General features: G+C 68.4%; 11 protein-coding genes. 9 read left to right on the top strand and 2 right to left on the bottom strand.

What is annotated here, in order from left to right:
- Positions 1-38 precede the first annotated feature (38 nt).
- Positions 39-2,090, bottom strand: a complete 2,052-nt coding sequence (locus BUF17_RS09560; protein WP_073627923.1) for a putative bifunctional diguanylate cyclase/phosphodiesterase — start codon at positions 2,088-2,090, stop codon at positions 39-41.
- 499 nt (positions 2,091-2,589) lie between these two features.
- On the bottom strand, positions 2,590-3,054 hold the full coding sequence (locus BUF17_RS09555) for a hypothetical protein (RefSeq protein WP_139282482.1): 465 nt from the start codon (positions 3,052-3,054) through the stop codon (positions 2,590-2,592).
- 255 nt (positions 3,055-3,309) lie between these two features.
- Here BUF17_RS09555 and BUF17_RS09550 point away from each other — a divergent pair, with 255 nt between their 5' ends.
- The 9 genes from BUF17_RS09550 to pnp all read left to right on the top strand — a co-directional run bounded on the left by BUF17_RS09550 (position 3,310) and on the right by pnp (position 15,428).
- Positions 3,310-3,765 (top strand): hypothetical protein, encoded by a 456-nt coding sequence (locus tag BUF17_RS09550; RefSeq protein ID WP_084564342.1) that lies wholly within the window; start codon positions 3,310-3,312, stop codon positions 3,763-3,765.
- Positions 3,766-4,112: 347 nt separating this feature from the next.
- Positions 4,113-4,850, top strand: coding sequence for a ribosome maturation factor RimP (rimP, locus tag BUF17_RS09545; protein WP_428977638.1), 738 nt, complete (start codon positions 4,113-4,115; stop codon positions 4,848-4,850).
- Between the two features lie 43 nt (positions 4,851-4,893).
- Entirely contained in the window at positions 4,894-6,492 is a 1,599-nt protein-coding gene (gene nusA, locus BUF17_RS09540; protein ID WP_073627921.1) for a transcription termination factor NusA, read from the top strand.
- A 17-nt stretch (positions 6,493-6,509) separates the two neighbouring features.
- Positions 6,510-7,172 (top strand): RNA-binding protein, encoded by a 663-nt coding sequence (locus tag BUF17_RS09535; protein ID WP_342185900.1) that lies wholly within the window; start codon positions 6,510-6,512, stop codon positions 7,170-7,172.
- A gap of 7 nt (positions 7,173-7,179) precedes the next feature.
- Complete coding sequence (gene infB, locus BUF17_RS09530; RefSeq protein WP_073627919.1) at positions 7,180-10,305, top strand: translation initiation factor IF-2; 3,126 nt, start codon at positions 7,180-7,182, stop codon at positions 10,303-10,305.
- A 314-nt stretch (positions 10,306-10,619) separates the two neighbouring features.
- Entirely contained in the window at positions 10,620-11,051 is a 432-nt protein-coding gene (rbfA, locus tag BUF17_RS09525; protein ID WP_073627917.1) for a 30S ribosome-binding factor RbfA, read from the top strand.
- Positions 11,048-12,121 (top strand): tRNA pseudouridine(55) synthase TruB, encoded by a 1,074-nt coding sequence (gene truB, locus BUF17_RS09520; RefSeq protein ID WP_073627915.1) that lies wholly within the window; start codon positions 11,048-11,050, stop codon positions 12,119-12,121. The genes rbfA and truB overlap by 4 nt, the downstream gene beginning before the upstream one ends.
- A gap of 407 nt (positions 12,122-12,528) precedes the next feature.
- Complete coding sequence (rpsO, locus tag BUF17_RS09515) at positions 12,529-12,873, top strand: 30S ribosomal protein S15 (protein WP_428977637.1); 345 nt, start codon at positions 12,529-12,531, stop codon at positions 12,871-12,873.
- Positions 12,874-13,307: 434 nt separating this feature from the next.
- A complete protein-coding gene (pnp, locus tag BUF17_RS09510; protein ID WP_073627911.1) occupies positions 13,308-15,428 on the top strand; it encodes a polyribonucleotide nucleotidyltransferase in 2,121 nt (706 codons plus the stop codon).
- Positions 15,429-15,588: the final 160 nt, after the last annotated feature.

Here is a 15,588-nt window from a genome sequence, read left to right as displayed (position 1 = left end):
TTGGGGCGGAACCGCGCTTATGCGGCCCGACCGGGACGTCATGCGCTTTGCGCGAGCGGGTCGCCGGGCATAAGCGTGATCTGGCCGCCGGACACGATGCTGTCGAGCGGGGCGGGGCGGCCGAGCAGGTAGCCCTGAGCCTCGTCGCAGCCTTCCGCCCTCAATAGCGCGAGCTGGGCATCCGTCTCGATGCCTTCGGCGAGCACGGGAATCTTCAGGCTGCTGCCGAGCGCCAGGATGGCGCGGATGATGGCCCTCGCCGTGGGGCTGTCCTCCACTTCCCGCATGAACGACCGGTCGAGCTTGATCTTGTCGAACGGAAACGACCGCAGGATATCGAGCGACGAATAGCCCGTGCCGAAATCGTCGAGCGCGATTGAGACACCGAGACGCTTGATCTCCCGCAGCATGTGAAGCGAGCGCTCCCGATCGACGAAGATGGTCGATTCCGTCAGTTCGAGTTCCAGCCGTTCCGCATCGAGCCCGGTTTCTCTCAGGGTGCGCCGGATCAGGTCCGGCAGGCCGGCGGTGCCGAACTGGATCGGCGACAGGTTTACGGCGATCTTGTACGGCGGCGACCAGGTCGCAGCGGTCGCACAGGCGGTCCGAAGCACCCATTCGCCGATCGGCAGGATCAGGCCGCTTTCCTCGGCGATGGGAATGAAGTCGGACGGCGGCACCAGCCCTCGGACAGGATGCCGCCAGCGGACCAGCGCCTCGTATCCGCGGATTTCGCCTGTCAGGACGGATGTCTGAACCTGATAGTGCAGGTCGAGCTGGCCTTTCTCCAACGCTTCCCTCAATTCGGCGGCGAGCTTGCGCCGGGTGCGAACGAAATCGTCCATCGACGGCTCGTAGAAGCAGATCGACCGGCTGACATCCCCTTTCGCGCGGTACATCGCGAGATCGGCGTTGCTGGCGAGCGTCGTGCGGGTGGTCGCGTCGTCCGGATAGAACGCAACGCCGATGCTGCCGCCGGCAACCACCTCGCCGTCGTCGAGGGTCATCGGCTTCGACAGCACCGTCTCTATCCGGCGAAGGAAAGCCTGAAGCATTTCATCGCTTTCGACCCGCCGGAACGCAGCGAATTCGTCGCCGCCCATCCGCCCGATGACCTCGCCTCCACGCAGCACGCCCATCATGCGGCGCCCGAGGATCTTCAGCACTTCATCGCCGGCCGCGTGTCCGCGCCGGTCGTTGATCTCCTTGAAGCGGTCGAGATCGATCGCGATGAACGCGACGCGGGCGCCGACGGCATCGGCGGCGAGAAGCTCACGGTCGAGCCGCTCGTTGAAGCCGCTTCGGTTCGGCAGCCCGGTCAGCCCGTCATGGGTCGCGGCCTCGCGAAGCCGCTCGACGGATTCCGCACGCGTACTGCCGTCGATGAAATAGCTCGCGAAGCCGGCGGCCACGACCATCAGGGCGACGCAGGCCACGGCCAGTGCCAGGGTCCGCGCCGCTTCCGGATTCGTGGCCGCGTTGTCGATATCGAGCGGCGCGATCCGCAGCGCCGTCATGCCGGTAAAATGCAGGCTGAGAATGGCGAAAGCCAACAGCCCCGCTCCGACCAGCGCACGGTTTCTCAGGCGACCGCGGACGACGATAAAGGCAGCGAGGGCCGAAAACGCGACCGCGAGGCAGATCGAGGTGACGAGATAGGTCACGTCCCAGCTGACGATGCCGTTAACGCGGTAGGCGAGGATGCCGCTGTAGTGCATCACGCTGATCCCCAGGCCGACGATTCCGCCGCCGACGAGCGCGGCCGTCGTCGAGTTCCGGTCGGAGGCGACGACGAAGCCGAGCGCGGAACCGAAGAACGCGACGAGCAGCGACACGACCGTCAGGACCGGATCGAAGCCGTATGGGACACCGGGATCGTAGCCGAGAATGGCGATGAAATGGGTGCACCAGATGGTGGTGCCTGCGGCGGTGGCCGTCAGGACGTGCCAGCTCATCTTCTGAGCGCCCTTTGCCGAAAGGGAGCGGTTGAAGAGTTTGATCGTCGTCCAGGAGCCGACGGAGCATATCAGGCCAGCAATGAAGACGAGCCAGATGTTGTGCTGGTAGGCGATGCAAGCCGCGACGCTCATAACGAAGAGTCTCTCGGTCCCGATAACCATGAGGGAAGGGTCGTTCTGACGCCGACGTGGGTCAGAAAGCTATCATGCCCCCATGGATGCATGAAATTTGCTTTCGATTTCTGGTAAGAGGAATCGAGCTGAGGCGCCGACGAAAGGGCGGCTCGACCCCCGAACAGCGGACGAAAGGAACAAAATGCGCGAGAGGCGAATTCGATCCATCAATTGTACGGAATGGAGCAAAAAAGTTCCGCAGACGCGCCGCCGCGACCATTCGGGTCTCATACTGCGTTGATACGAACGGGCGGCGGCACCGGTTCACCCCGGGATGCTCCTTTGCCGAACGGCCGGTCCAGCCCGGTTTTCGATGTACAGCCTGCAACGAAAAAAGCCGCCGTCCCGACAGGGAGCGGCGGCTGACTCGTGCGCGCTTGATGCGCGCTTCATATGCACCTGATGGACGGTCCGGCTGCGCGTGCCGGCGCGCGTTGCGCGCCTGTCGCGCGCTCTTTTACCAGCCCTGGCGCCACGGCCGCGGACCCCAGCCGGGACCGCCGCGATAATAGGGGCCGGGCGTGACGTAGGTCTGGGACACTACGTAGCCGGCCGGCTCCTCGTAATAGACCGGCGGGGGCGGCGGCGGAGCATAGACCTGCACCGGAGCGGCGTAGACCGGCGGCGGGGGCGGGGCGTAGACGGGGGCCGGCGCGGCATAGACCGGCGCCGGCTGGGACGCGAAGGCGGCGCCGGCGAGCACGCCGACCGCAAGCCCGATGCCGGCCGCCGCAGCGGCGGCACCGTCATTGTTGTTCCAGCCGCCCGCTTCCGCGGTGGAGGGCATGAAGGCGCCGGCGGCGACGGTGAGCGCCATCGCGGCGGCGAGTGCCGGCAGCAGCCGGCGCGGATGGCGGGGAGCGGCGACGGGCTGCAGGCTGGCGGCCTCGGGCCGGGAAATCATCTGGACGGCGCTCGACATCGGCATGGTCCTGTCGTCGTGGAACCGCAAGCGGCGGTCCGTGGTGCCTCTTCGCCGCTGCCGTCTCCGAAAGGGGAGGGCTCGGCGTCGGGGACAGAAATAGGTCCCACCGGCTGAACCGCACATGAACGTGTGCAGGCCCCTTCGCTTTGACCGCGGGCGCCCTCGGAGCGGAGCCGATCGCGCCCCCGAACGTTGATGGGACCCGGGATGGCCTCCATGACGGGTCGCCGGTATACAGCCAGGGAGGAACCGATGGTTTCGGTCGCACGATCGTCTTCCGCGTCGCTTTCGACGCCTGTCCGCGCTTCCGTGCGGGGCCTCGCGCGCGCAGGCCGGTTCGCCGCGATCGCGGTGGCAATGGTCGCGCTTGCCCTCGGCACGACCGCGCCTGCCGTCGCCGGGGCGAAAAAGACCGCGGTTCCCGCCAGCCTGAAGCCGTGGGCCGGACGCTGGAACGGGCCGGAGGGGCTGTTCCTGGAGATCGCGCCCGCATCGAAGCCCGGCACGGTCCGCATCGTCCTGAAGGACACCCTCGACGATCAGGCGACCTATGTCGGGCGGCTCGACGGCGACGTCATCCGCTTCGTGCGCAATGGGACGGCGGAGGCGATCCGCCATGGAACCGGCGCCGAAACCGGGTTCAAATGGCTCGCGGGCAAGAAGAACTGCCTGATCGTCGTCGAGGACAAAGAAGGCTATTGCCGCTGACGCGGGTGGCGGCGCCGGAAACCGCTCCCTATCTGTTCGAAATGGGATCGGCGGAGCGCTCACGCGCCGTCCGCTCCCGGGAGAAGGACGCGGATTCCGGCGAAGGCCGGTTTTTCCTTGCCAATCCTGGGTTCGCGGGTCTATAGCATCGCCATTCCACCTTCTCGTTCGGATCCGGTTGGGCCGGGTGAGAGTGGGTCCCACCGGGGCCCGCTCCCGTCGGTGTTTGCCGATAGGCCTGCGGCGAGAGGGAACACGACCATTCTGAGGCGCCGGACAGCCGCCACCGTGACGTTCCCGTCACGGCACGCCGCGGGCCGATGCGCGATGTGGAGAACGGACGGGCAGTGAGCGATATCGCGGACCCGAACAACACCCGATCCCTCCCGGCCGAAGGCGCGGTGGAACCGCGGCTCGTGACCGAGAACGGCATCGATGCCCGCGTCGCGGCCATCGTCGAGCCGGTGATCGAGGATCTCGGCTACCGGCTCGTGCGGGTGCGCGTCACCGGCGAGAACGGCTGTACCCTGCAGATCATGGCTGAGCGGCCGGACGGCACCATGTCGGTCGAGGATTGCGAGGCGGTCAGCCGCGAAGTCTCGCCGGCGCTCGATGTCGACGATCCGATCGACAAGGCCTATCATCTCGAGGTGTCCTCGCCGGGCATCGACCGGCCGCTGGTGCGGCGGTCCGATTTCGAGCGTTGGTCCGGCCATGTCGCCAAGGTCGAGATGCGCGTGGCACAGGCCGGTCGCAAGCGTTTCCGCGGGATCCTGGCGGGCGTCGACGGCGATCTGTTCGGCCTGACGCTCGATGAAGGCAAGGCGGGCGCCAAGGGCGCCAGCAAGGGCTCCCGGCCGAAGATGATGAAGAAGGCGCCGCCGAAGGCCGCGAAGGCCCCGGTGGAAGAAGCGGCCTCGGATGCCCCGCCCGCGGAAACCGTGTGGCTGCCGCTCGACGATGTCGGCGAGGCCAAGCTGGTTCTGACCGACGCGCTCGTCACCGAGGCGCTCAGGGCCGAGAAGCGCGCCGCGCGCGGCGCCGAGGCAGATGCCGGCGACGGCAGCGAAACCGAATTGAACTGAACAGGAGGCGGTCCGCGAGGATCGCCATCCGGAGAGGAAAGCCATGGCTGTCAGCGCGAACAGGCTCGAGCTTCTGCAGATCGCGGATGCGGTGGCCCGCGAGAAGGTGATCGACCGCAACATCGTCATCGCGGCGATGGAGGACGCCATCCAGAAGGCGGCCCGCTCGCGCTACGGCTCGGAAACCGAGGTCCGCGCGGAGATCAATCCGCGGACCGGTGAAATCCGCCTGCAGCGCCTGCTTCAGGTGGTCGATGCCGTCGAGAACCCGGCGACCGAGATCGACGTCATCGACGCCAAGAACCGCAATCCGGCCGCCCAGGTCGGCGATTTCATCGCCGAGCCGCTGCCGCCGATGGATTTCGGCCGCATCGCCGCCCAGTCGGCCAAGCAGGTCATCGTGCAGAAGGTGCGCGAGGCCGAGCGCGACCGCCAGTACGACGAGTTCAAGAACCGCATCGGCGAAGTCGTCAACGGCGTCGTGAAGCGGGTCGAATACGGAAATGTGATCGTGGATCTCGGCCGTGGCGAAGCCATCGTGCGGCGCGACGAACTGATCCCGCGCGAGGTGTTCCGCAACGGCGACCGCATCCGCGCCTATATCTACGACGTGCGCCGGGAACAGCGCGGGCCGCAGATCTTCCTGTCGCGCACCCATCCGCAGTTCATGGCGAAGCTGTTCGCCCAGGAAGTGCCGGAAATCTACGACAACATCATCGAGGTGAAGTCGGTCGCCCGCGATCCGGGCTCCCGCGCCAAGATCGCGGTCTATTCGCGCGATTCCTCGATCGATCCCGTCGGCGCCTGCGTCGGCATGCGCGGTTCGCGCGTGCAGGCGGTGGTTCAGGAGCTGCAGGGCGAGAAGATCGACATCATCCCCTGGTCGAACGAGCCGGCGACGTTCATCGTCAACGCGCTGCAGCCGGCCGAGGTCGCCAAGGTGGTGCTCGACGAGGACGCCGAGCGCATCGAGGTGGTGGTGCCGGACGACCAGCTGTCGCTCGCCATCGGCCGCCGCGGCCAGAATGTCCGCCTCGCCTCCCAGCTCACGGGATGGGATATCGACATCCTGACCGAGCAGGAGGAGAGCGAGCGGCGCCAGAAGGAATTCGCCGAGCGCACCCAGCTCTTCGTCGACGCCCTCAATGTCGACGAGGTCGTCGGCCAGCTTCTGGCTTCGGAGGGCTTCTCCTCGGTCGAGGAAGTCGCGTTCGTGGAGCCGGAGGAAATCGCCTCGATCGAAGGGTTCGACGAGCAGACCGCCGAGGAAATCCAGGCGCGCGCCCGCGAGCATCTGGAAGAGATCGAGCGCCAGCTCGACGAGGAGCGCCGTGAACTCGGTGTCGACGACGCGCTGAAGACCATTCCGGGCGTGACGATGCCGATGCTGGTGTCGTTCGGCAAGGGCGGCATCAAGACGGTCGAGGATCTGGCCGATTGCGCCACCGACGACCTGCTGGGCTGGACCGAGCGCAAGAACGGCGAGACCGTGCGCCATGCGGGCGTGCTGTCGAGCGAGGAGCTTTCGCGCACCGAGGCGGAAGAGCTGATCATGGCCGCGCGCGTCGCCGCCGGCTGGATCGAGCCCGAGCCCGAGGTGGTCGAGGGCGATGACGAGACGGAGGCCGAGGCGGCGCACTGAGTTCGGTGCCCGTTCGGATGACGATGCCCCGCGAGGCCGCCTCCGCCACTCGTCAATGCCTGGTGAGCCGGGAGACGCTGCCGGCCGACGAGATGGTCCGGTTCGTGGTCGCCCCGGACGGCTCGGTCGTTCCGGACCTGCGCCGCGAGCTTCCGGGCCGCGGCGTGTGGGTGACGGCGACGCGGGCCGCGGTGGCCGAAGCCGAGCGCAAGCGGTTGTTCGCGCGCGGCTTCAAGCAGGCGGTCACGGTCGAGCCGGGGCTGGCCGAGCGCGTGGATGCCTTGATGGAGCGCGGCGCCCTGCAGGCGCTGTCGATCGCCCGCAAGGCGGGAACATTGGTGACGGGCTTCACCAAGGTCGAGACGGCCGTCAATCGCGGCGACGTCGCGGCCCTGGTGACCGCCCTGGATGCGGCGCCGGATGGCGTCAGGAAGATGCGGGCGGTGGTCCTGCGTCGGTTCGGGACGGTCGATACCGTCCCGGTGATAAGGATCTTCGCGTCGGCTCAATTGGATTTGGCATTGGGCTCGGCAAATGTGATACATGCTGCCCTCACCGCAGGGCGGGCCAGCGATGCGGTTATCGATCGCGTGCAACGATTGGCACGTTATCGCGGACTTGATGTCTCGGACGGCTTCGACGGCAATGCAACGGCGGACCTTGCGGCTCCGCAGGACTGAAGACGGTATGAACGATACGAATAATCCCGGCGACAAGACCCTGGGCGTCGACCGCAAGAAGACAACCTTGTCCTTGCGTCGTCCCTCCGTGGAACAAGGCACGGTCCGTCAGAGCTTCAGCCACGGACGGACCAAGACTGTCGTCGTGGAGAAGAAGAAGCGTCGCATCCTGATGCCGGGCGAGGCCGGGCAGGGCGAAGCCGCGGCGGAGAACCCGACGCCGGCTCAGGCCCCGAACGCGCGCGTCGCGGCGGTCGTCGCCGCTGCCGCCGCCCAGGCCGCTGCCGCAGCGCAGACGCCTGTGAGCCAGGCCGAGACCCCAGCCGCGAGCCCCGCTTCGGCGGAGCCCGAGCCGGCTGCTGCCGCGCCCGCCGCCGAGGCGACCGCCGAGCCAGTGGTTGCGGAAGCGCGCACCGCCGAGCCTGCCGAGACGACGGAGCCCGTGAAGGCGCCGGTCGCCGAGGCCCCGGCTGCGGCGCCCGCGACCGAGGCACCCCGGGCCCCCGCGCCGGCCGCCGCTACGGCGACCGCGACCGCGACCACGGTTGCGCCTCCGCGCCCCGCGGCGCCGCAGAATGCCCCGGTGCGCAGCAGCGTGCCGCAGGGTGCCGGCCACGGTTCGTCCGGCCGCACCTCGCAGGGCGGCCAGCCGCAGCGCAGCGGCCCCTCCCACGGTGCCGGCCAACGGTCCGGCCGTCCCGGCGACGGCCGTTCCTCCCATGGCGAGCGCGACCGCGACCGCCAGGGCAGCGGCAGCGGACGTCCGGACACGGCCGGCCGCAATCGCGGCGTCGTGCACCGCACGCTGACCCAGGACGAGATCGCCGCCCGCGCCCAGGCCATTGCCGGCGCCCGCGTCCGCGAGGCGGAAGACCGCCGCCGGGCGGAGGAGGAGGCGCGTCTCGAGCGCGAGCACATCGCCCGCCTTCACCGCGAGCGCGAGGAAGCCGAGAAGCGCCGCGTCGAAGAGGACGCGCGCAAGAAGATCGACGACGAACTGCGCCGCAAGGCGGAGGAAGAGGCACGCCTGCGCCGTCCGGCCGGCGGTGCCCCGGCTTCCGCGGCCGGCCGCAGCGCGACGGCGGCCACGCCGGCTGCGACCACCACGCCCGAGGTCCCCGGTGTCCGCCGCACCGCGGTCGACGACGACGACGACGATCTGAAGAAGGGCCGCAAGCCCGGTCCCGGCAGCAACAAGCGCCCGGTCGCCGCGCTCGCGCCGAAGGCCGCGCCGAAGACGGACGACCGCCGCAAGTCGAAGCTCACGATCGTCAAGGCGCTCGAAGGCGACGAAAGCCGGGGCCGTTCGCTGGCGGCGATGCGTCGTCGCGTCGAGAAGCACAAGCGCGCCCTGCAGACCGGCGTGCGTGAGAAGATCAGCCGCGAGGTCATCCTGCCGGAGACCATCTCCATCCAGGAGCTGGCCAACCGCATGGCCGAGCGTGGCGTCGACGTGATCAAGCTCCTGATGAAGCAGGGGCAGATGCACAAGATCACCGACATCATCGACGCCGATACCGCCCAGCTGGTCGCCGAGGAACTCGGCCACACCGTGAAGCGCGTGTCGGAAGCCGACGTCGAGGAAGGCCTGTTCGCCGGCACCGACGACACCGGCGCGCTGGCGCCGCGTCCGCCGGTCGTGACCATCATGGGCCACGTCGACCACGGCAAGACCTCGTTGCTCGACGCGATCCGCGAGGCGAACGTCGTGGCGGGCGAGGCCGGTGGCATCACCCAGCACATCGGCGCCTACCAGGTCGAGAAGAACGGCCAGAAGATCACGTTCATCGACACCCCCGGCCACGAGGCGTTCACCGCCATGCGTGCCCGCGGTGCCAAGTCGACCGACATCGTCATCCTCGTGGTGGCGGCGGACGACGGCGTGATGCCGCAGACCATCGAGGCCATCAACCACGCCCGTGCCGCGGGCGTGCCGATCATCGTGGCGATCAACAAGATCGACAAGCCCGGCGCCAATCCGGACCGGGTGCGCAACGACCTGCTGCGCTACGAGATCGTGGTGGAAGCCATGGGCGGCGAGACCCAGGAAGTGCTGGTCTCGGCCAAGGAGCGCACCAATCTCGACGGTCTGCTGGAGGCGATCCTGCTTCAGGCCGAAGTGCTGGAGCTCAAGGCCAATCCCGACCGTCCGGCGGAAGGCATGGTCATCGAGGCCAAGCTCGACAAGGGCCGCGGTCCGGTCGCCACGGTTCTGGTGCAGCGCGGAACGCTCAATGCGGGCGATATCCTGATCGCCGGCGCCGAATGGGGCCGCGTGCGCGCCCTGATCGACGACCATGGTGCGCAGGTGAAGTCGGCCGGCCCGTCCATGCCGGTGGAAGTGCTGGGCTTCCAGGCCACCCCGGAGGCGGGCGACCGCTTCGCCGTGGTGGAGAACGAGGCCCGCGCCCGCGAGATCACCGAATACCGCCAGCGCCAGAAGCGCGACAAGGCGGCGGCCCGTCCGGGCGCCCGCGGCTCGCTCGTCGAGATGATGAGCCAGCTCAAGGAAGCCGGTCGCAAGGAGTTCGTGCTGCTCGTCAAGGGCGACGTGCAGGGCTCGGTCGAGGCGATCATCGGCGCGCTCGACAAGCTCGGCACCGACGAGGTCAAGGCCCGCGTCATCCACTCGGGCGTCGGTGCGATCACCGAGTCCGACGTGACGCTCGCCGCCACCTCGAACGCGGCCATCGTCGGCTTCAACGTGCGCGCCAACAAGCAGGCGCGCGAGGCCGCCGAACGCGACGGCATCGAGATCCGCTACTACAACATCATCTACGACCTCGTGGATGACGTGAAGGCGGCGATGTCGGGCCTGCTGACGCCGGAACTGCGCGAGACCTTCCTCGGCAACGCGGAAATCCGCGAGATCTTCAACGTCACGAAGGTCGGCAAGGTCGCGGGCTGTCTCGTCACCGAGGGTGTCGTCGAGCGTGGCGCCAGCGTGCGCCTCATCCGCGACGGCGTCGTCATCCACGACGGCAAGCTCTCGCAGCTCAAGCGCTTCAAGGACGACGTCAAGGAAGTGCATTCCGGCCAGGAGTGCGGCATGGCGTTCGAAGGCTACCAGGACATGCGGGCCGGCGACGTCATCGAGTGCTTCCGCGTGGAAGAGATCGCCCGCACGCTCTGAGGCGTGCGCGGCCCTGCTTCGGCCCATCCCGGCCTCGCCGGGGTGGCAATGCCGTCCGGCATCGCCGGCATCGGCCCCGGTTCCGGAGCGCTTTCCGATCGGATGGACCCATCCGATCGACCAGAAATCGCTCCCAGTTCAAAGCCTGGAGCATATCCCCGTTCCGATCGCTTCGATCTGAACGAGGATATGCTCTGGTCCGGGGCGACGACTGATCGCGTGCCGGTGCGTGCGCTGCCCTCCGCGGCGCCCTTTTCCAGGTCTCGCGCCCCCTTTCCGGTCCAAGTCCGGTCGGGGCCATGAGGTGAACGACCATGAAACCAGCAAGACGTGAGCGGGAGGCCGCCGGGCCGTCCCAGAGGCAGCTGCGCGTGGGAGAAGCCGTGCGCCATGCCCTCGCCGAGGCGCTCGCCCGCGGCGAGACTCATCAGCCCGAGCTCGACGGCGTGTTCGTGACCATCCCCGAAGTGCGGATGAGCCCGGACCTGAAGGTCGCGACGGTGCTCGTGATGCCGCTCGGCGGGCTCAATGTGGAGACCTCGCTCGCGGCGCTCGACAACGCGCGCGGCCGGCTCAAGGGCCTCATCGGCCGCAAGGCGGGGCTGCGGTTCGCGCCCGATCTGCGGTTCCGGCTCGATACCCGCTACGAGGACGATATCCGCGTCGACTCGCTGCTCCACGAGCCCGAGGTCGCCCGCGATCTCTCGCCGAAGACAGACGACGAAGACGAGGGAGAGGCGCGATGAGCGTCGACGACATCGACAATGCCGGCGCCGACCTTCGCGACGACGGCGCGGCGGAAGGCCAGCAGGCCGGCCAGCAGGTTGGCGAGAGCCGTGACGGTGGCCGCGGCGGCCGTGGACGGCAGCAGCGCCGCCGCCCGCGCCGCGAAATCAACGGCTGGCTGATCCTCGACAAGCCGCTCGGCATGACCTCCACCGAGGCCGTCGGCGCGGTGAAGCGGTTCTACCAGGCCGCCAAGGCCGGCCATGCCGGCACGCTCGATCCGCTCGCCTCCGGCGCGCTGCCGATCGCCTTCGGCGAGGCGACCAAGACCGTGCCCTATGTGGTCGACGGCCGGAAGGTCTACCGCTTCACGGTGCGCTGGGGCATCGAGACCGATACCGACGACGCCGAAGGCCGGCCGGTCGCGACCTCCGACGCCCGCCCGACGCCGGCGGAGATCGAGGCGCTGCTGCCGGAATTCGTCGGCGAGATCCAGCAGGTTCCCCCGCAATATTCGGCGATCAAGATCGGCGGCGAGCGCGCCTACGACCTCGCCCGCGACGGCGAGGTCGTCGAGATCGCGGCGCGGACCGTGGAGATCCATCGCCTCGCCATCGTCGGCCTGCCCGATGCCGACCATGTCGAGATCGAGGCGGAGTGCGGCAAGGGCACCTATGTGCGCTCGCTGGCGCGCGATTTTGGCCGCCGGCTCGGCTGTCGCGGCCATGTGTCGGCGCTGCGGCGCCTCATGGTCGGACCGTTCGACGAGACCGATCTGGTGCCGTTCGACACCGTCGCCGCCGCGGCCGAATCCGAGGACCCCGCGGCGGCGCTCGCCGCGCTGCTGCGCCCGGTCGAGGACGGCCTTTCGGAGCTTCTGGAAGTCGCGATGTCGTCCGTCGACGCGAGCCGGCTGCGCCGGGGCCAGTCGGTGCTCCTGCGCGGACGCGGCGCGCCGGTCAAGACCGAGGCGGCCTACGCCACCTCCGCCGGCCGTCTCGTCGCGCTCGGCTCCATCGAGGCCGGCGAGTTCGTGCCGCGGCGGGTGTTCAACTACTCGACGCCCGAGCAGGGCCTTTCCCGGCGCTGATCGCGAAGGCTGCCGCGGGCTTTTCGGGCCCGCGTCCTGCAATTGGGCTGGAATTCCGGCGGCTTTTGTGGCCATAGTCCGCCCGCGTGCGGCGCCGGATGACCGGCGCCGCCGTTTCCTGCTGCCTCGACCGTGCTGGACGACATCCCGGCTCGGCCAAGGCGAGGAAAGGGAGCCTGGAGCGCTTTCCGATCGTATGGTCACATCCGATCGAGGAGAAATCGCTCCGGACTCAAAGCTCTGAGCATAGCCGTGTCGTTCAGCTCGGTTCGATCTGAACGGGATATGCCCCAGAGCTCCGCCCACGACGCGCGGATGCCCGTGCCCTCCCCAAGGGAGCGGCCGGGGCGCGGACCCTCGATCCCGATCGCAACGGATCGCTGCGGCTTGGCCGCACGCGCCCTCCGTTGCAGCACCGGGTTCGGCGTCCGCCGCGCACCACACCATCGGCGCCTTACGGCGCCATCATGAAAGGACCACCGATGTCGGTTACCGCCGAACGCAAGCAGGCGATCATCGCCGAATACGCCACCAAGCCGGGCGATACCGGTTCGCCCGAGGTGCAGGTTGCGATCCTCTCCGAGCGCATCGTCAACCTGACCGAGCACTTCAAGAGCCACGCCAAGGACAACCATTCCCGCCGCGGCCTCCTGAAGCTGGTCAGCCAGCGTCGCAGCCTCCTCGATCATCTGAAGAAGACCGAGCTTGCGCGCTACCAGACGCTGATCCAGCGCCTCGGCCTGCGCCGCTGATGCCATAGGGGCGCCGGGGAGCAGACCGCTTCCGGCGCCTCTGATTTTCAAGCGGCCGTGCGCGGCCGCGCCGGCACATGTTCCACGGGATCGAGACGACCCGCACGGAACGGGCGCCGGGGAAGCCGGGCCCAGCCGATCCGGCCGGGTCTGCCACTTCATCGGGTTCCGGCGGCGTCTGACGCACCGCGGCAATGGCCGGCGGTGCGGACAGGACGCCGGCGGCATCCAACACGCCACCAGCGGGACGCGACCGGGGAGGGCCATCAGGGCCGCCGGCGCCGCCCGCGAAGGGAGACCACGGGGCAGGATTGCCGGACGGCCGAAGACGGGGACCCGAACGGGACCGTCGCGCAGAAAGTGCATCGGTCCGGCCGTCTCGCCGTCTTGCCCGTGTCGACCTTCGCGGTCCCGCGACAGGAAGGAAGACATCCATGTTCCAGATCGAACGCGAACAGATCGAGTGGGCCGGCCGCACGCTGACCCTCGAGACCGGCCGCATCGCGCGCCAGGCCGACGGCGCCGTGCTCGCCACCTACGGCGAGACCGCCGTGCTCGCCACCGTCGTTTCCGAGAAGGCCCCGAAGCCGGGCCTCGACTTCTTTCCGCTGACCGTCCACTACCAGGAAAAGGCGTTCGCCGCCGGCAAGATCCCGGGTGGCTACTTCAAGCGCGAAGGCCGCCCGTCCGAGCACGAGGTGCTGACCTCGCGCCTGATCGACCGCCCGATCCGCCCGCTGTTCGCCGACGGCTACAAGTGCGAGACCCAGGTCATCGTGACCGTGCTCTCCCACGACCTCGAGAACGATCCGGACATCCTCGCGCTGGTCGCGGCGTCCGCCGCCCTGACGCTGTCCGGCGTGCCGTTCATGGGCCCGATCGGTGGCGCCCGCGTCGGCTACATCAACGGCCAGTACGTGCTGAACCCGGCTCATGACAGCCGCGCCGATTCCGACCTCGACCTCGTGGTCGCCGGCACGGGCGACGCGGTGCTGATGGTGGAATCGGAAGCCCGCGAGCTGTCCGAAGAGGTCATGCTCGGCGCGGTGATGTTCGGCCACACCGGCTTCCAGCCGGTGATCGACGCCATCATCCGCCTTGCCGAGAAGGCCGCCAAGGAGCCGCGTGCGCTGCCGGAGACCGGCAACGAGGCGCTCGCCGCCCGCGTCGCCGAGATCGCCTCCGAAGGCCTCGCCGCCGCCTACCGCATTCCGGCGAAGGCCGAGCGCCGCGAGCAGATCTCGGCGGTGAAGGCCAGCGTCGTCGCCGCGCTGGTGAACCCGGAAGATCCGGCCGCGCCGGCCCCGCAGCTCGTTTCCGAGCTGTTCAAGGAGCTGGAGGCCTCGACCGTCCGCAACCGCATCCTCGACGAGAAGGTGCGCATCGACGGCCGTGACCTCGTGACCGTCCGTCCGATCCTGTCGCAGGTCGGCGTGCTGCCGCGCGCCCACGGCTCGTCGCTGTTCACCCGCGGCGAGACCCAGGCCCTGGTCGTCGCCACCCTCGGCACCGGCGAGGACGAGCAGTTCATCGATTCGCTGGAAGGCACCTACAAGGAAAACTTCCTGCTGCACTACAACTTCCCGCCCTATTCCGTGGGCGAGACCGGCCGCATGGGTTCGCCCGGCCGCCGCGAAGTCGGCCACGGCAAGCTGGCGTGGCGCGCGGTGCACCCGATCCTGCCGCCGAAGCATGAGTTCCCCTACACCATCCGCGTCGTCTCCGAGATCACCGAGTCGAACGGCTCGTCCTCGATGGCGACGGTGTGCGGCTCCTCGCTGTCGCTGATGGATGCCGGCGTGCCGCTGAAGCGTCCGGTGGCGGGCATCGCCATGGGCCTCATCAAGGAAGGCGAGCGCTTCGCGGTGCTGTCCGACATCCTCGGTGACGAGGATCATCTCGGCGACATGGACTTCAAGGTCGCGGGCACCGAAGCCGGCGTGACCGCGCTGCAGATGGACATCAAGATCAACGGCATCACCGAGGAGATCATGAAGGTCGCCCTCGAGCAGGCCAAGGGCGGCCGTCTCCACATCCTCAACGAGATGTCGAAGGCGCTGACCGAGGCCCGTCCGGAGCTCGGCGAGTACGCGCCGCGCATCGAGGTGATGAAGATCCCGGTCGACAAGATCCGAGAAGTCATCGGTTCGGGCGGCAAGGTGATCCGCGAGATCGTGGAGAAGACCGGCGCCAAGATCGACATCGCCGACGACGGCACCATCAAGATCGCATCGTCCGACGGCAAGGCCATCAAGGCCGCGATGAACTGGATCAAGGGCATCGCCGCCGAGCCGGAAATGGGTGCGATCTACGAGGGCACGGTCGTGAAGTGCGTCGAGTTCGGCGCCTTCGTGAACTTCTTCGGTTCGCGCGACGGCCTCGTCCACATTTCGCAGCTCACCAACGGCCGGCCCCAGAAGGTCACCGACGTGGTGAAGGAAGGCGACAAGGTGTGGGTGAAGCTGCTCGGCTTCGACGAGCGCGGCAAGGTGCGCCTGTCCATGAAGGTCGTGGACCAGGAGACCGGGCAGGAGATCTCGGGCGAGGCCGCGTAAGCGCCAATCCGACATCCATGGGGGGCTAGAGCGCTTTCCGATCGGATGGACTCATCCGATCGACAAGAAATCCCCCCGGCTTCAAAAGCTTGAGCATATCCGTGTCGTTCAGATCGGTTCGATCTGAACGGGATATGCTCCAGGCGCCCGCCCTGAAATA

This window comes from Pseudoxanthobacter soli DSM 19599 (assembly GCF_900148505.1).
In the GTDB taxonomy this organism is placed as follows: domain Bacteria; phylum Pseudomonadota; class Alphaproteobacteria; order Rhizobiales; family Segnochrobactraceae; genus Pseudoxanthobacter; species Pseudoxanthobacter soli.
This window is presented reverse-complemented; position numbering and strand designations above follow the sequence as displayed.